We start from the raw sequence: 16,445 nt of genomic DNA on the forward strand, positions 1-16,445 counted from the left end.
ACAAGGGAATTGAAAGTAAAACTGACCCCACTTAACATCATTTCAGCGATCTTTTTAACGATTGCTGCAGTGTTGGTATTCGAAAAAAGGACGCCATCAAATTCGCATATCATCGATATACAGCCAATCCTGATTGGTTTTAGCCTGTTGATTGCGGTGGTTGCTTTTATATCCGATCAGATTTTCAGGAAGTTTATCCCTGAATTGAAAAAGATCTGGATTATCGAGTGTACAGTGATCCTTTTTACCGTTCTCTTATTTATTATTATAAAAGTCAGCATAAATTAAATGAAACAAGCAGAAATTAAAATTACCGTTGAATTAGACGACAATAATGTACCGGAAAATATCCTTTGGGAATCTACAGATTCAGAAACTAAAGACCAGGTGCCTGTGAAATCGATGATGTTAGCTCTTTGGGATCATAATTATAAGAACTCTATGCGTATCGATCTATGGACTAAAGATATGCCGGTTGATGAGATGAAAAGATTCTTTTATGAAACTTTGCAAACTATGGGTGATAGCTTCCTTAAAGCTACAGGAGAGACACTAATTGTCGAAGATCTACGCGATTATTGCGCGCATTTTGCCGATAAAATGGGAATTAACCAGCAACAATAAGGTCAGAATGAAAATTCAGGGAGTTATTGGTGCAGTAATTATGGCTGTTGGAGGATTGTGTCCTTTAATGCGCTTACCGATTATCGGAAACTGGAACTATTTTGATGTAGATCCGCGTTTAGCTACTGCTTTGTATGTGTTGGTTGCGGTTGCTTTATTAGGTTCATTTATCAATAAAACAGGCTTAATCAAATTTGCAGGTTGGGCAGTAATGGCCTTGGTTGCGATTTCACTGGTTGGTATTTATTTCAAAGTCCACGATTCTTTTGGCTTTCTTCACTTTAAAAATATGGTGAATATTGCTGCAGGAATGGTGAAATTGAAATGGGGCTGGTATGTGATTGTAGTCGGTGCCGGTGTTTTAGTGACCGTTAGAAAACCAAAAGTAGTGTTGGTGCAGGCTGCTCCGCCAGCTGTTGCCACCGTATAATAGTTGAAAATATAAAAGAGCTGACCCTTATGGATCAGCTCTTTTTTTTATAAGTCAATTTAGTTTAAACCTCCCAGCGCTTTTTGTTTTCTTTTGCGCTTGTAATGCGTTTGTTTGAGACTATCTGAACCGCTAATGATGCTAATGTTTCCATCTACTTCAAAAATCGCGAGCTTCACTTCTTTGAACTTTTCTACGCCATGTTCTCTCATGGCCTCCCTCAATTCGTCGTCAGTGATGTCTAGTTTGGCTAGCTTTTCAAAATCGAGCTTGCCATTATGGATCAGGATTTCTGGTTTTTCGGAAAGCAGATTCCGAAACCAGTTGCTTTTATACATGAGCTTTTTTAGGGCAAAGTTTAAGGCAAAAAGCACTGCGGCAGCGATCAAACCACCTTGTAAGCTGGTATTGTTACCAACCATGGCATTTTGTACCGCATTACTGATCAGTAAAATCAGCACCACATCAGTGGTGTTGAGCTGAGAAAGTTCCTTTTTACCGGTCAAACGAATGGCGACCAGCATAAAGGCGTAAACAGCGAGGCTTCTCAGAATAATATCCAGATATTGGTTCATAGGAGTAGGGGAAAATAGTTTATAAATCCGGGTTTTCAGGTTTAAAAATCAAGCGTCATTTGTCCTTTTTTACTGATGGCTCTTTCGTGATCCAGCAACCATTTTTTGCGCCATAATTCTCCGGCATAGCCCACCAGTTTGCCATTACTACCAATCACCCTGTGACAAGGTACCACAATTGCCAGTTTATTTTTACCGTTTGCAGCGGCAATCGCACGAATGGCCAATACGTTATTTTGTTGCTTAGAAAATTCCAGATAGGAGCAGGTATTGCCGTAATCAATGGTTTGTAAGGCGGTCCAGACGCCTTGCTGAAATTGCGTTCCATCTTGTTGTAATGGTAGGTTGAAGGCCGTTAATTTCCCTTCAAAATAGTCATTTAGCTGTGCTGCTGCAAGTTTGCTAAGGCTATTTTCTGAAAGGTCTTTCGTATCGCTTTCCTTGAAAGTGATTTCCCTGACCGATTCCTCCCCGGCAAAGATGTAAATCGCGCCAATCGGACTATGTAAAATACTGCAATAGCTGGTGCTCATGGGCATACTTAGGTAAAGTTTTGCTATTCAAATGTATAAAATTTTAACGCTTTAGTTTTTTTTGCTAGTATTGTCGGGATTAAAAAAATGGAAGCGCAAGAGTTTGTTGATATTGATGAGCTGGACTTCAACAGAAGTATGGCGAGGTGGGTGAAGAAAAACCCACATATTATGCGTGCAATGACAGGTCATCATTTGTTGATCCTGCTGGCTAAGGGTAATCTGCGCATTAACCTGAACCATTTTAGTCCGGATTATCAGGATAAATTTATTGACCATAATTTTGAACATTATTGTCTTAAATTTATAGACCGTCTGGATGAACCGATTGCCGGTTACCTCAGCACCTGGGGGATTCCTCAATTCGGACTTCATTTTGTCTTCCTGCTCAAAGGAAGAAGTTTTCAAAAGTACATTTCTTATCAGCTTTAGGGCTTAGGGAAGTGCGATCTACTGAACATATAAACGTGCTATTGTACTTGTATACTGCTGCTATAGTAGTGCTGGATGATGAAGAGTTGTTCAAGGGTACTTGAAGAGTCCCTGGAGTATATGCCTTAAGCAGCCTCCGCGAGCTCTTCACCGATTCTCCGGCAGTCCTTCAGCAACCAGCACCAGAATAGCCTTTTTATAGCAACGCTCCAGCAGCTTAATATTACTTTTTACCGGTATTTAACTTAATTATCCTGCTCATTAGTAAATCGGATGATTAACAATTATCTTTGCGACCGGATGAATTTAGCAGAGCAGATCAAACATTTAATAAAAAAGGAATTGTTGTTAGAGTGGCGTTCCAAATACGCTTTAAACGGGGTGCTTTTATACGTCGTGTCTACGGTATTTGTCTGTTTTTTATCTTTTGTGAGTACAGATAAGGTCACTTTAAACGCTTTATTCTGGATCATCATGCTTTTCGCTTCGATCAATGCCGTATCTAAAAGTTTTCTACAGGAGAGCAGGGGCAGGCAGGTTTATATCTATACGATTGCCAGTCCGCTAGCTTTGATTATCTCCAAAACCATTTATAATTCCTTGTTGATGATGGTGCTTACCGTGATTGCACTCGGCTTTTATATCCTTGTTTTTGATTTTAGTCCGGAGGATTTAGGCTTGTATTTACTGGCTGCTTTACTGGGCAGTCTGAGCTTTTCCACGATTTTCACGATGGTATCAGCGATTGCTTCCAAAGCTGGAAACGGTGGGATGCTAATGGCGATATTGAGTTTTCCAATCATCATTCCGGTGTTGGTGGTACTGATTAAGCTCACCAAAAACGCGATGGACGGCTTAGACCGTAGTGTGAGTCTGGACGAAATCGGTCTTTTACTCATCATTAATGCTTTAGTGATGTCGGTATCGGTATTATTATTCCCCTACCTCTGGAGGGATTAAGCTTTCCGTAAGCCTCAGGTCATTTATCAGGGTTTAAACCCAAAGAGCCGCTGTTTATCGGCTGATGTATGACTGAAATAGCAAAATTTGTAGCTACATTTACCGATTAACAGCATAAAAGAGATCAAATTTTAATGTCAATGTATAAGAACTGGTGGAAAGTATTAGGCGCAATATTGGTGATTTATTCAACCGTTGCGGGTTTTCTAATGAAAACTCCTGAATTGCCGATTATTAGAGAGAGCATCCGGAACCTTTATTTTCATGTGCCGATGTGGTTCAGCATGATTGTATTGTTCAGTATCTCTGTTTTTTACAGTGTCAAATCATTGAGAAGTAATGATCCTGCGGATGATATTAAAGCCGTAGAAAGTGTCAATGCAGGCGTGATTTTCGGTCTTTTGGGTATCGTAACCGGTGCAGTCTGGGCTAAATTTACCTGGGGACAAGCCTGGAGCTTCGATGTAAAGCAAAACTTTGCGGCCATCGCGATCTTACTTTATTTTGCTTATCTGGTACTTCGCAATGCGATTGATGAAGAACAAAAGAGAGCAAAGATTTCTGCGATTTACAATATTTTCGCCTTCCCGATTATGGTGGTATTATTGTTTGTATTGCCACGTTTATCGGATTCGCTACACCCTGGTAATGGCGGTAATCCCGGCTTTAACGCTTACGATCTGGATAAACACATGAGAATGGTGTTTTACCCCGCTTGTCTGGGCTGGATTTTAATCGGCTGCTGGATTTACAATATCCTGTACAGACTCCGCGATTTAGAAAGAAATAAATTATCGAAATAAATAGGAAACGGTCTTTCCGTAGCCTTTAAACCTCAAAAGATATTCTAATGAAAAAATTTACAGCAACCTTTTTAATGTTCTTATTGACACTGCAATTGTTCGCTCAGGAAACAGGTTCTGCCATCAGTGATACGCTTTATTCGAACGGTAAAATCTACGTGGTAGTGGCTTGTGTATTGGTAATTTTGCTTGGCTTGCTTTTCTTTCTGTTTACAATAGAAAAAAGATTAAAAAAGTTAGAAAAGAAATAAGCGACAAAAAACTTATTTTAAAATCATTTAATGCCTGTTTTGGCGCTTGTTTTGATGTAGTGTTTGCCTTACACTAAGTGATTTACCATTTGCATAAGTGGTGTTTTTTACTGCAATTTTGCAGGTAATTAGTATAAGAACTTATATTCAATTCATAAAAAACAAAGAATGGCTAATACAGCAAACGAGACAAATTTTTTTGCAGACGTATGCAAAAACTTTGACAGTGCCGCACAATTTACTTCTCATCCAGAAGGTCTGTTAACCCAAATTAAAGCTTGTAACAGTGTGTATCGTTTTCAATTCCCTATCCGCAGAGGAAACGGGTTTGAGGTAATCGATGCTTGGCGCGTGGAACATTCTCATCACATGAGTCCTACCAAAGGTGGTATTCGTTACAGTGAAATGGTAAATGAAGATGAGGTGATGGCTTTAGCTGCCTTGATGACGTACAAATGTGCGATTGTAAATGTTCCTTTCGGTGGTGCTAAAGGTGGGATCAAGATCACCCCTAAAAACTACACCGTTGGTGAGCTGGAAAACATCACCCGTCGTTATACGACAGAATTAATCAAAAAGAACTTTATCGGTCCTGGTATTGACGTTCCTGCTCCGGATTACGGATCAGGTGAGCGTGAAATGAGCTGGATTGCAGATACTTACATGACTATGAACCCAGGTCAGTTAGATGCTTTGGGTTGCGTTACCGGAAAGCCAATTGCTTTACACGGGATCCGCGGACGTAAGGAAGCAACTGGTCGTGGTGTAGCTTATGCCATCAGAGAATGTGTAGATGTAGCTGAAGATATGGCTAAAATCGGCTTTAAAGCTGGTTTAGGTGATAAACGAGTGATCGTTCAGGGTTTAGGAAACGTAGGTTACCACTCGGCTAAATTCTTAGCTGAATTTGGAGCAACTATCGTTGGTCTTTGCGAGTTTGAAGGTGCCATTTACAATGAAAACGGATTGAACATTGATGAAGTGTTTGCTCACCGTAAATTAACTGGTTCTATCTTAGGTTTCCCGGGCGCTAAAGAGTTTAAAAACTCGATGGAAGGTTTAGAGCAACCTTGTGATATTTTGGTTCCGGCAGCATTGGAAAATGTGATCACTTCGGAGAACATCAGAAACATCCAGGCGAAAATTATCGCGGAAGGTGCCAATGGTCCTTGTACTCCGGAAGCAGAAGAGATTTTCACGGAAATGGGTGGTATCATCATTCCTGATATGTACTGTAATGCAGGTGGGGTAACCGTTTCGTATTTCGAATGGTTGAAAAACCTTTCTCACGTAGCGTTTGGCCGTATGGAAAACCGTTATGCGGAAAACTCAAACAGAAACCTGATCAATACTTTAGAAAGTTTAACCGGAAAAAGCATTCCTGCTGAACACCGTTTAATGATCGTTAAAGGAGCTTCTGAATTGGAATTGGTGAACTCAGGTTTAGAGGATACCATGATCCATTCTTACCATGAAATCAGAGAAACATTAATGAGCAAACCAGGCATCCAGACTTTAAGGACGGCTGCTTTTGTAGGCTCTATAGATAAAATTGCCATTTCTTATATGAATTTAGGAATCTGGCCATAATAATTAGTCGGTTCGAGACTTTTGAGAAAAAGAGGTAGGAGGCAACTCCTCCTCTTTTTTTATGCCCGTTATTTTTGTCATTTCGATGTAGCACTTTCTAATCTGCAACATCTTTTTTTACCCGATTCCCGTATCTTGGGTTAAGCAAGGGTAAATCATGAAGACTTTCATCAGACTAGCAATACTGCTTTTATTCACGGCCTGTTCGGGAGATCAGAAACTGCAGCACCTGGAGAGTAAAGGGGGATTTGCGGTTATTGTTGCGCCAGCAGCGAATGAAAAAGTGGCGACTTTTGCCGGGGGCTGTTTTTGGGCTATACAAGAGGCCATGATGGAATTAAAAGGGGTGCATAAGGTGATCAGCGGTTATGCTGGTGGAAACACTAAAAATCCAGTTTACCAGGATTTACAGTCGCAAACCAGCGGTCATGCCGAAGCGGTTCAGGTGTATTATGATCCGTCTATAATTCCTTTCGAAACCCTTTGCAAAGCATTCTTCTATGTCCACAACCCAACACAGGTGGATGGACAAGGCGCAGACATCGGTCCGGAGTATCGTTCTATTGCTTTTTTCCGGTCGCCGGAAGAATACTATATCATTTCTGCTTTGATACGAAAGCTGGAAAATACCGATTATAAAGGCCAGACTATCGCTACAGAAATCCTTCCTTTCGAGGTAATTTATCCGGCAGAAACGGAACATCAGGATTATTATCAGCGAAACCAGGGACAGTCTTATATCAGAAATGTATCCCGGCCAAAAGTGATGAAACTGAGGGCTAAAATGCGGGAAAACATCAAATCGGAGTACCTGAAATAGCCAAAATATTTTCTTTTTCGATCATGGATCCCTGATTTACACTGTTTTTGTCAGAGAACTATCAATAAATCGTCATCAAAGTGAATTGCCTGGCTCCAAAAGATTTTAGGTAACTATATTTTTTATCTTTGTGTCAATCTAAAATTTTATTAGCATCATGAGAAAAAGTGCAATTATTGGTTTAATCACAATAGCGATCTGCGTAGGCTTCTTAATTAGTTTAAACGCCGGTACCAGCAACTATTCAACTTTTACTGAGGCTGCCAAAGATTCCAGAGAATTCCATGTGATGGGCTTCTGGGAAAAAGAAAAAGGCATGTACTATGATGCTCAGAAAGATGCCAATCATTTCGCTTTCTTTATGAAAGATGAAAAAGGGAAAGTAAACCAGGTGGTTTACAATGGCACCAAACCACAAGATTTCGAACGTTCAGAAAAGTTAGTGTTAATCGGTAAAATGAAAGACGGTACTTTTTATGCTTCAAAAATATTAATGAAATGTCCTTCTAAATACAACAACGACCTTGTTGAGGTAAAAGCGGACGGTCAGGTGATAAAATACAATTAATCTTAATGGATATACAATTTTTTGGAGAGAACCTCCTGCCCGGTAAAATCGGCCAATTCTTTATTGTTTTAGCATTTGCTGCTTCACTACTTTCTACGATAGCTTACTTTTTCGCTACTAAGAATAAAGACCTTGGAGATCGCTCATGGACACGACTAGGTCGGATTTCCTTTCTAATTAACTGGGTAAGTATCCTGGGAATCGGAGTAACTTTATTCTACCTGATTCTAAATCACAACAACGAATATTACTACGTTTGGTCGCACTCTTCGAAACAACTTCCGGTTTATTATATCGTTTCCGCGTTCTGGGAAGGACAGGAGGGTAGTTTCTGGTTATGGGCTTTCTGGCAATCGCTGTTAGGAGGAATCCTGATGTGGAGAGCCAAATCATGGGAAAATGGCGTAATGACTGTCGTGGCATTTTCGCAGGTATTCTTAACCTCGATGTTATTAGGCGTGGAGATTTTCGGAGAAAGAATTGGAAGTTCCCCATTCATCCTGTTAAGAGAAGCTATAAACCTGAAGGATAATGCCCCATTATTTGCTGATCCGGAGAACTATAAAAATTATTTAAAATACATTACCGATGGTCAGGGATTAAACCCATTATTACAAAACTATTGGATGGTGATTCACCCGCCAACGTTATTCCTGGGTTTTGCCAGTATGATCGTTCCTTTCGCTTATGCAGTGACTGGTTTATGGCAAAAGAAATATAAAGAATGGGTTAAACCTGCGATGCCATGGGCTTTATTTGCCGTAATGGTTTTAGGAACCGGTATTATCATGGGCTCTTTCTGGGCGTATGAAGCCTTAAACTTCGGTGGCTTCTGGGCATGGGATCCCGTAGAAAATGCGTCTATCATTCCATGGTTAACGCTGATTGCAGGTGTACACGTAATGATCGCTTTTAAAAATACTGGTCACTCGTTCTTTACCGCAATTATCTTAGTTATCATCAGTTTTGTACTGGTATTATACGCTTCTTTCTTAACGAGAAGTGGTATCCTTGGCGAAACTTCGGTTCACTCTTTCACGGATCTTGGGATGTTCGGTCACCTGATCTTATATAACGTGGTGTTCCTTTCTATTCCGATCGTGTTGTTGATCCTCAGATGGAAAGAATTGCCGATCACCAACAAAGATGAAGAAACTTATTCCAGAGAATTCTGGATGTTTATCGGTGCTTTAGTAGTTACTGTAGCCTGTATTCAGGTGATTTTCTCTACTTCCGTTCCAGTATTCAATGCCGCTTTCGGAACCAATTTTGCCCCTCCGATTGATGCTATAAAATATTACAACCAATGGCAGGCACCTTTTGCCATCCTGGTTACCGTGATCTCGGGTTTTGCCCAGTTCATGAAATACAAAAGAACAGACATCCGTAAATTCTACAGCAGCTTAATTGCTTCTATTGTTTTTGCCATTGTGATCACTGCAGGCTTTGTATACCTGACGAACATCTACACCAACTTAATGTACATCCTGCTTACTTTTAGCTGTGTATTTGCCATTCTTGCCAACGCAAGAGTATTGGCACAAGGGCTTGGTGGAAAACGTAAATTAGTAGGTGCAGCTGTGGCGCACATGGGTTTTGCTTTATTGTTGATTGGCGCTTTAGTTGCCGCTGCAACCAATAAACCGATCTCGATCAATACCACAAACTTTATCCCGGTAAAGGATTTTGAGAAAGCAGAGAAACCTGGTGAAAACATCGTGTTGTACAAAAATGAGCCTAAGAAAATGGGTAAGTACACGGTTACTTATACCAGAGATACCACCATTGCTCCAAACACGATTTACACCTTAAACTTTAGGGTTTATGATGAGAAAACAGGCAAGCTGAAAGAAGATTTTGAATTGAATCCACACGTTCAGGCGAATGAGAAAATGGGATTGATTGCTTCTCCGGATACCAAACATTACCTGACTTATGATGTGTATACCCACATCACCAGTGCGCCTGATAAAAAGGATACGCATGAGGATCATGAAGACCATAATCCAGAGGAAAACTATAAAGCACCTAGAATTGCCAACGTAAAACCCGGCGATACTTTACATACCAGCAGTGGTATCATTACCATCAAGGCCTTGAACAATAAGCCGGCTGCAAAAAGCCTGGTATTGGGCGAAAACGACCTTGCAGTAGGTTTACCAATAGAAGTTGAAGTGAACGGTAAAGTGTACAAAACGGAGCCTATCTTCCTGGTAAAAGGAAATAATACTTTCGATTTTGCACGTAATATTGATGAGCTGGGCTTGAGATTCAGGTTTACGAAAGTACTTCCTGATCAGGGTAAAGTAGAGTTGCAGGTTTTCGAAAAACCTCAGCAAGCTAAGGATTGGGTTGTATTTAAGTCAATTGAATTCCCTTACATCAATTTATATTGGGCAGGTACCATTGTGATGGTGATTGGATTTTTATTGTCGATCCTGAGAAGACAAAAAGAGGCTAAAGTAGTTTAATTAGATATGGCCTGAGCTTTCCTGATGATCTGATCATCAGGAAAGCTCAGGCATTTAAAAGGGGTTCTGAAAATGAAAGTAGTTTGCATCGGTTCTGGTAATGTGGCAACACATTTTTCTACTGCATTTGTTGCAGCAGGACATGAACTGATCCAGGTATGGAGTAAGAATCAGGACCATGCGGTGTTACTGGCAGATCAGGTAGGGGCCAGGGGGATTTCCTTAGTAGCGGATATCAACCTGGATGCCGATTTATACCTGATTGCGGTAAAGGACGATGCAATTCCGGAAATGATCGGGGTATTGGCGGGAGTAAATGGCCTGGTGGTACATACTTCCGGCGCAACAGACCTTAGCGTATTTCCTGCTTCGATGAAGAACTACGGTGTACTTTATCCATTACAAACCTTTTCCCGTACTAAAGCACTCGATTTTTCGAAAGTGCCGCTTTGTCTGGAAGCTAAAAATGAAGAGGTACTGGCTGTCTTGAAAAAGATTGCATTGGGTTTAAGCCCATTGGTTTATGAGGTGAATTCTGCACAAAGAAGAATCCTGCATCTGGCCGCGGTTTTTGCCTGTAATTTCAGCAACCACCTGTATGCGATTGGTCAGGATATTCTGGAAAAGAACCAGCTTGACTTTGAGATTTTAAGGCCTTTAATCATGGAAACCGCAGAGAAAGTGCAACATGCCTTTCCCCGCGATGTACAAACCGGACCGGCCATCCGCAACGATGAACAAACATTATCCAAGCATAAAGAATTGTTAACAGGGATGCCTGAACTTCAGGATCTCTATGAAACTTTAAGTAAAAGCATTAAAAAAACAGATTAATCGCTTAATTGTGGTTTTTGGTGCTTAATTTTGACACATAAATTATGAGTATTTTTAAATTAAAGATAAATTTTGAAGAGAAGGGTAAAGAGCCAATTGAACTTCCTATTGCTGGAGGGGAATCAGTTCTTGATGTATGCCATGATCACGGAATAGAGTTGCAACATAACTGCGGTGGTGTTTGTGGATGTAGTACTTGTCATGTTTACGTGACTAAGGGTATGGATAATATTCAGGAAATCTCCGATAAGGAGGAAGACTTTATTGACCGTGCTGTTCGCCCTAGAATTACTTCCAGATTAGGCTGCCAATGTGTAGTAATCAGCGGAGATATTGAAGTGACGATCCCGGATCAATCCGAATTTTTAGGCCATTAATTAACAAACAAACAGCATCATGCAAGATAAATTTGCCTTACCAATTTATTGGAACGACCACGAAGACATCGCTCAGGAATTATATGAGAAATTTGGGGACGATTTCAATGAAGCCAAAATATACCGTATCAGGTTTACTGAATTATTAGAATGGGTACTTTCTCTGCCTAATTTCAAAGGAACCAAAGAAGAAAGTTCTGAAGGACACCTGGAGCAAATCCAGTCGGCCTGGGTTTACGAATGGAGAGATAACCAAAACTAGACCTTATGTTTCTGCAAAAACTTAAAGAGATTACCACCTTCATTTTCGATGTAGATGGTGTATTGACAAACGGGGATATCCTGGCCTCAGATTCGGGGGAGTTTTTGCGGACATTTAATATTAAAGATGGTTATGCCTTGCAGCTTGCTGTAAAAAAAGGCTACCATGTTTGTATCATTTCCGGCGGTAAAGGTTTGGCTATGCAGAAACGCTTCGAAGGCTTAGGCATTAAAGCTATTTTCCTTGGCGTATCGGATAAGGTACAGGTGCTGAGTAGTTATCTGGAAAAACGTCAGCTGACCATGGCTGAGGTTACTTATATGGGAGATGACATCCCCGATTTAAAGGTCATGAAGCTCGTAGGACTCCCTACTTGTCCGGCAGATGCCGTTCCTGAAATTAAAGCCATTGCCCAATATGTATCTCCTTATACCGGTGGTAAAACTGCGGTTAGAGATATTATTGAAAAAGTAATGCGCGTACAGGAGAAATGGTTTGATGAAAACCCTGCTGCTGCCGATTCCGGTAAATAAATCTAAAGATTTTATAATTTCTCTGCTTCTTTGTGTAATAGATATGTTACATTAGGGGTGTTAAACCATGGGCTTTATTTTTCCTCTAATCTTACAAAAAAGAGGCTCAAAATACAGAACCTAATTTCGTGGATCGGTGTGTTGAACTCAGAATTTTAGACAATTTAAATGAACCACATGAAGAAATTATTAATGATCTGCGGACTGTTATTCAGTGTAATTACATTCGCACAGGCACAAGATGGCGGTCGTCAGAAAATGACACCGGAGCAAAGAGCCCAAAGAAGTGTTGAAGGTTTAACGAAAAAATTAGACCTGAATGAGGATCAGAAAACTAAAGCTACGGCGATATTTTTAGATCAGGTAGCCGCCATGGAAAAAGCCCGTGCAGCGGGTAATACGGACAAAGAGGCGAGAAGAGCAGAAATGATGAAATTATCGGAAGAGACAGATGCAAAGATTGGTGCAATTTTAACTGCCGATCAGAAAAAAGCTTACGAAACGTATAAAGCGGAACGCAAAGAACGCATGAAAAATAATAGAATGGGTCAGTGATCCATAGTGGGGGGGAAGCAATAAATTACTTTTATTGCAAATAATAAAGGCGGCCATTGGCCGCTTTTGTTATTTTTGCACAAATATATTTTATGTATCAGCAAAAACTTCCCATTATCCTGGCCTCGAAATCTCCACGCAGACAAGAGCTAATGACTGCAATGAACCTTGATTTTAAGGTCGTATTGAAAGAGGTGGATGAGACTTATCCGGAAGACTTGCTTCCAGCAGAAATCGCCGTTTATATCGCAGAGAAAAAAGCAAAAGCATTTGATGAAGACAGCAAAGGAAGTATCATCATTACTGCAGATACCATTGTTGCTTATAACGGTGAGATTCTTGGGAAACCGGAAGATGCACACCATGCTACAGAAATGCTAACCAAACTATCGGGTACCAATCACCAGGTATATACCGGCGTTAGTTTAACCCATAATGGCGAAATTCGTTCTTTCTACGATACGACAGAAGTATTTTTCAATAGGTTAACGCCGGCACAGATTCAATTTTACATTAAAAATTACCAGCCTATGGATAAGGCCGGATCTTATGGTATTCAGGACTGGATTGGTTTAATCGCTGTGGCGAAAATCATCGGTTCTTACACCAATGTGATGGGCTTGCCTACAGAACGACTTTACAAGGCTTTGGCTGAAGGTAACTGGTCTGTCTGATCTTTTAAAGCTGCAAGTACGCCCATTTTCAGGTCGTAAGTAGATAAACTCATTTGCTGAAGGTTGCCCAGCTCCAGAATATAATCTGTGAGTAGGGCGGCCATCACAATCATATCCACCCTTAATTTGATCAGACCCGGCATGTTTTCTCTTTCCGCATGACTGGAATTGATAAACCTTGCTGATAACTTCTGAAAATCTTCCAGGGGGATTTTATGGGATTTAAGGCCCTTTAAATCCAGTTCTGGATAAAGCATCCCCGTAAAAGTCTCAAATGCGCCCGCTGAACCAATCAAATGATTTGGCAGGTACTTATCTAAGTTTCCCTTTAAGTCGGCTAATTCAGTGGTTAAATGCGCTGTAATCGCAGATTTATCAGCAGTATTGATGGGGTCCGAATGAAAGTAGGCTTGCATCAGCCTTGCTGCTCCGATATTGTAACTTTTCTTCCAGAAGACCTGCTGAGGATCACAAATGATAAATTCAGTGCTTCCACCACCAATGTCCATGATTAAACAGCGTTCTTTTATAAGTCCTGTGGCTTTTACACCCTGGTAAATAAAAGCAGCTTCTTCTTCACCACTGATCACCGTAATCTCAATTCCTGCGTAACTTCTGGCGGCTTTGACAAAGTCGGCACCATTGGCCGCACTTCTGATGGCGGAGGTAGCAGTGGCTTTAACCAGGCTAACCCCATGTGTTGCGATCAGCAGACTGAATTGTTCCAGAGCCAGGAGGCCTCTTTCAAAAGCCTCCTGGATGATGATGTTGTCATTGATTCTTCCTTCGCCAAGTCTGACGGGCAGATTGGTTTTATAGATGATTTTAGCCTCAGGTCCATCCAGATCAGCGATGATCAGGTGAAAAGTATTCGTGCCTAAGTCTATAACTGCAACTTTCATTTTGATTAGTTTTTATAAGAAAACCATTTTACCATCTCTTTCAAGCTGGTTTTCTTGCCATACATTAAAATTCCTACGCGGTAGATTCTAGAGGCCAGCCAAACGGTACCTATAAATCCGACCACTAAAATAATCATTGACAGCGCCAATTGCCAATCTGGTACACCATATGGTAAACGCACGACCATGGCAATAGGAGAGGTAAAAGGGATCATCGACAGCCAAAAAGCGATAGGCCCGTAAGGGTCATTAGCCACCACGCTTAAAGACAGGGCATAACCGAGTAGTAATGGCATCATGACGGGCATCATAAATTGCTGGGTTTCCGTTTCACTATCTACTGCCGATCCGATGGCTGCATACAGCGCGCTGTAGAACAGATATCCGCCAATAAAGAAAAATATAAATACGGTAATGATTTTGGTTAGTGGTAAGCTGGACAGACTTTTCTGCATCGCTAATACCGGACTGTCCATGCCCGATGTTGCTGCCGGACTGATGGTTGTGCCGTCTTTGGCCTTCATCACCACGGCACTGCTTTCTTTCAGCTTGTCTTTTCCTACAAAAGCGGTTACAGCAACCGTAGAAATGGAAGCGGTCAGTACGATCCATAAAATGAACTGGGTGAGACCAACCAAAGCAATACCGATGATTTTGCCCATCATCAACTCGAAGGGTTTTACCGAGGAAATCATGATTTCTATGATCCTGCTGGTTTTTTCTTCAATCACGCCACGCATCACCTGGATGCCATAAAGCATGATAAACATGAACATCATGATACCGGCAATGCTACCGATAATGGTGCTGGCTCCGGCACTGGAATCTTCTTCCTTACCGCTTTCGCTAATCTTTTTGTTGTCAATATCTACGTTGGTTTCTAAGCCATCCAGATCGGCCTGTGCAATTCCGGAGGCTTTCAGCTTCTGGTTGCGGATCATGTTTTCTACATCGCCGGAGATCCTTCCGTTGAGGGATAAACCAGCTTGTTTGCTACCTAAGAGCTGAATTCCTGTCGGCTTACTCAGTTCAAAAGCTGGTATATACAAGATGTAATCGTAATCTGACTTCTTAAAAGAAGCTTTTAAGGCCTCCAGGGATTGGTCTACATAGGTATAGCTGACGTTTTTATTGGAGCTGATTTGCTCGGTTAAGGCCTTGTTGTCATTAACAACTGCTACTTTACTATGTGTTCCTTTGACCCCTTCAATGGAGAAGTAAATGATCATCCCATAAAAAGCGGCGATGATGATTGGCGTGAGTAAAGTCATGAGAATAAAGGACTTTTTCTTTACCCTAGACAGGTATTCTCTTTGTATAATGAGTAATATTTTATTCATGATTTTAGCTTTGTTGGGTTACTTTTTCAATGAAAATATCGTTCATGGTTGGGATTACTTCGTCTAATCTGCTGATGGCAACGTATGGAAGTAAGGCGGCCAGCACCTGGTTTGCGCTCTGGTTTTCCCTGATTTTGATTTTAAGTCTGGTTTTTCCATGGGTGTTCGTGTTTTCGAGCACCTCAAAGATTTCCCTGCCGTTTTCAATAGGGTATTCGCCCTGGTATTCCAGCCAATAGGTATTGTTGCGGTATTGGGCTTTGATTTCTGCCATGGGGCCGTCCAGGATCTTCTTAGAACGGTGGATCAGGGCGATATTGTCGCAAAGCTCTTCTACAGATTCCATTCTGTGGGTAGAGAAAATGAAGGTAGCACCTTCTTTATTGAGTTCCAGAATTTCGTTTTTGATCACATCGGCATTCACCGGATCGAATCCTGAGAAGGGTTCGTCGAGGATAATTAGCTCTGGTTTATGTAATACGGTAGCCACAAACTGCACTTTTTGCTGCATTCCTTTACTCAGGTCTTCCACTTTTTTGCTCCACCAATCGGCCATATCCAGTTTTTCAAACCAGTATCTGATTCTTTTGGTGGCTTCTGCGGTGCTTAATCCTTTGAGTTTAGCGAGGTACAAGACCTGTTCGCCGATTTCCATTTTCTTATACAGGCCTCTTTCTTCCGGCAGGTAGCCAATTTGAGAAATGTGTTTTACGTTGAGCCTTTCTCCGTTGAAAAGTACTTCTCCGCTATCGGGACCGGTAATTTGAGTGATGATTCGGATCAGGGAGGTTTTTCCTGCACCGTTGGGGCCTAAGAGGCCAAAGATCTTTCCTTTTTCTACGCGTAGACTGACATCATCTAAAGCGCGATGATCAGCATATTGCTTTACAATGTTATTAATAATCAGCATC

22 protein-coding genes are annotated in these 16,445 nt (G+C 41.1%); 17 read left to right on the top strand and 5 right to left on the bottom strand.

The features are described from left to right. Positions 1-9 precede the first annotated feature (9 nt). The 3 genes from R2Q66_RS12660 to R2Q66_RS12670 are packed head-to-tail and all read left to right on the top strand — an operon-like array spanning position 10 to position 1,054. Positions 10-288 (top strand): hypothetical protein, encoded by a 279-nt coding sequence (locus R2Q66_RS12660; RefSeq protein ID WP_316749481.1) that lies wholly within the window; start codon positions 10-12, stop codon positions 286-288. Further along, positions 289-624, top strand: a complete 336-nt coding sequence (gldC, locus tag R2Q66_RS12665) for a gliding motility protein GldC (RefSeq protein ID WP_316749483.1) — start codon at positions 289-291, stop codon at positions 622-624. 7 nt (positions 625-631) lie between these two features. Beyond that, positions 632-1,054 (top strand): hypothetical protein, encoded by a 423-nt coding sequence (locus R2Q66_RS12670; protein WP_316749485.1) that lies wholly within the window; start codon positions 632-634, stop codon positions 1,052-1,054. A 59-nt stretch (positions 1,055-1,113) separates the two neighbouring features. Here R2Q66_RS12670 and R2Q66_RS12675 read toward each other — a convergent pair whose 3' ends face one another. Continuing rightward, positions 1,114-1,629, bottom strand: coding sequence for a DUF421 domain-containing protein (locus R2Q66_RS12675; RefSeq protein WP_316749487.1), 516 nt, complete (start codon positions 1,627-1,629; stop codon positions 1,114-1,116). A 41-nt stretch (positions 1,630-1,670) separates the two neighbouring features. Beyond that, entirely contained in the window at positions 1,671-2,168 is a 498-nt protein-coding gene (locus R2Q66_RS12680; RefSeq protein WP_316749488.1) for a methylated-DNA--[protein]-cysteine S-methyltransferase, read from the bottom strand. An 81-nt stretch (positions 2,169-2,249) separates the two neighbouring features. Between R2Q66_RS12680 and R2Q66_RS12685 the strand changes: the two genes are divergently transcribed. The 14 genes from R2Q66_RS12685 (at position 2,250) to R2Q66_RS12750 (ending at position 13,292) form a co-directional block, all read left to right on the top strand. Beyond that, positions 2,250-2,594, top strand: coding sequence for a hypothetical protein (locus R2Q66_RS12685; protein WP_316749490.1), 345 nt, complete (start codon positions 2,250-2,252; stop codon positions 2,592-2,594). A gap of 300 nt (positions 2,595-2,894) precedes the next feature. Further along, positions 2,895-3,554, top strand: coding sequence for a heme exporter protein CcmB (locus R2Q66_RS12690; RefSeq protein ID WP_316749988.1), 660 nt, complete (start codon positions 2,895-2,897; stop codon positions 3,552-3,554). 140 nt (positions 3,555-3,694) lie between these two features. Then, positions 3,695-4,357: a cytochrome c biogenesis protein CcsA gene (gene ccsA / locus R2Q66_RS12695; protein WP_316749492.1), complete on the top strand. Its 663-nt coding sequence runs from the start codon at positions 3,695-3,697 to the stop codon at positions 4,355-4,357. A 47-nt stretch (positions 4,358-4,404) separates the two neighbouring features. Continuing rightward, complete coding sequence (locus R2Q66_RS12700; protein WP_316749494.1) at positions 4,405-4,608, top strand: CcmD family protein; 204 nt, start codon at positions 4,405-4,407, stop codon at positions 4,606-4,608. 168 nt (positions 4,609-4,776) lie between these two features. Further along, a complete protein-coding gene (locus tag R2Q66_RS12705) occupies positions 4,777-6,198 on the top strand; it encodes a Glu/Leu/Phe/Val dehydrogenase (RefSeq protein WP_316749496.1) in 1,422 nt (473 codons plus the stop codon). A gap of 157 nt (positions 6,199-6,355) precedes the next feature. After that, a complete protein-coding gene (msrA, locus tag R2Q66_RS12710) occupies positions 6,356-7,018 on the top strand; it encodes a peptide-methionine (S)-S-oxide reductase MsrA (protein ID WP_316749498.1) in 663 nt (220 codons plus the stop codon). Between the two features lie 157 nt (positions 7,019-7,175). Further along, complete coding sequence (locus tag R2Q66_RS12715; protein ID WP_316749500.1) at positions 7,176-7,586, top strand: cytochrome c maturation protein CcmE; 411 nt, start codon at positions 7,176-7,178, stop codon at positions 7,584-7,586. 5 nt (positions 7,587-7,591) lie between these two features. After that, the gene (locus R2Q66_RS12720) at positions 7,592-10,057 is read left to right on the top strand and encodes a heme lyase CcmF/NrfE family subunit (RefSeq protein ID WP_316749503.1); all 2,466 of its coding nucleotides are present in this window, start codon (positions 7,592-7,594) and stop codon (positions 10,055-10,057) included. A gap of 72 nt (positions 10,058-10,129) precedes the next feature. Next, positions 10,130-10,891, top strand: a complete 762-nt coding sequence (locus R2Q66_RS12725) for a Rossmann-like and DUF2520 domain-containing protein (protein WP_316749505.1) — start codon at positions 10,130-10,132, stop codon at positions 10,889-10,891. Positions 10,892-10,935: 44 nt separating this feature from the next. Further along, positions 10,936-11,268, top strand: a complete 333-nt coding sequence (locus tag R2Q66_RS12730; RefSeq protein WP_062547207.1) for a 2Fe-2S iron-sulfur cluster-binding protein — start codon at positions 10,936-10,938, stop codon at positions 11,266-11,268. A 19-nt stretch (positions 11,269-11,287) separates the two neighbouring features. Next, positions 11,288-11,530, top strand: a complete 243-nt coding sequence (gene iscX, locus R2Q66_RS12735; protein WP_062547208.1) for a Fe-S cluster assembly protein IscX — start codon at positions 11,288-11,290, stop codon at positions 11,528-11,530. A gap of 5 nt (positions 11,531-11,535) precedes the next feature. Next, entirely contained in the window at positions 11,536-12,063 is a 528-nt protein-coding gene (locus tag R2Q66_RS12740) for an HAD-IIIA family hydrolase (protein WP_316749510.1), read from the top strand. 177 nt (positions 12,064-12,240) lie between these two features. Next, positions 12,241-12,618: a hypothetical protein gene (locus R2Q66_RS12745; protein WP_316749512.1), complete on the top strand. Its 378-nt coding sequence runs from the start codon at positions 12,241-12,243 to the stop codon at positions 12,616-12,618. Positions 12,619-12,710: 92 nt separating this feature from the next. Then, the gene (locus R2Q66_RS12750; protein ID WP_316749514.1) at positions 12,711-13,292 is read left to right on the top strand and encodes a Maf family nucleotide pyrophosphatase; all 582 of its coding nucleotides are present in this window, start codon (positions 12,711-12,713) and stop codon (positions 13,290-13,292) included. Here the strand turns inward: R2Q66_RS12750 and R2Q66_RS12755 are convergent. Genes R2Q66_RS12755 through R2Q66_RS12765 form a run of 3 tightly spaced genes read right to left on the bottom strand, consistent with a single transcriptional unit; the run spans position 13,256 to position 16,444 of the window. Continuing rightward, complete coding sequence (locus R2Q66_RS12755) at positions 13,256-14,194, bottom strand: exopolyphosphatase (protein ID WP_316749516.1); 939 nt, start codon at positions 14,192-14,194, stop codon at positions 13,256-13,258. The two genes, R2Q66_RS12750 and R2Q66_RS12755, sit on opposite strands and share 37 nt — an antisense overlap. Positions 14,195-14,199: 5 nt before the next feature. Then, positions 14,200-15,534 (bottom strand): ABC transporter permease, encoded by a 1,335-nt coding sequence (locus R2Q66_RS12760; RefSeq protein ID WP_316749518.1) that lies wholly within the window; start codon positions 15,532-15,534, stop codon positions 14,200-14,202. 4 nt (positions 15,535-15,538) lie between these two features. Continuing rightward, entirely contained in the window at positions 15,539-16,444 is a 906-nt protein-coding gene (locus tag R2Q66_RS12765) for an ATP-binding cassette domain-containing protein (RefSeq protein WP_316749520.1), read from the bottom strand. Between the last annotated feature and the right edge of the window lies 1 nt (position 16,445).

Source organism: Pedobacter gandavensis, from assembly GCF_032677645.1.
Taxonomy (GTDB): Bacteria; Bacteroidota; Bacteroidia; order Sphingobacteriales; family Sphingobacteriaceae; genus Pedobacter; species Pedobacter gandavensis_A.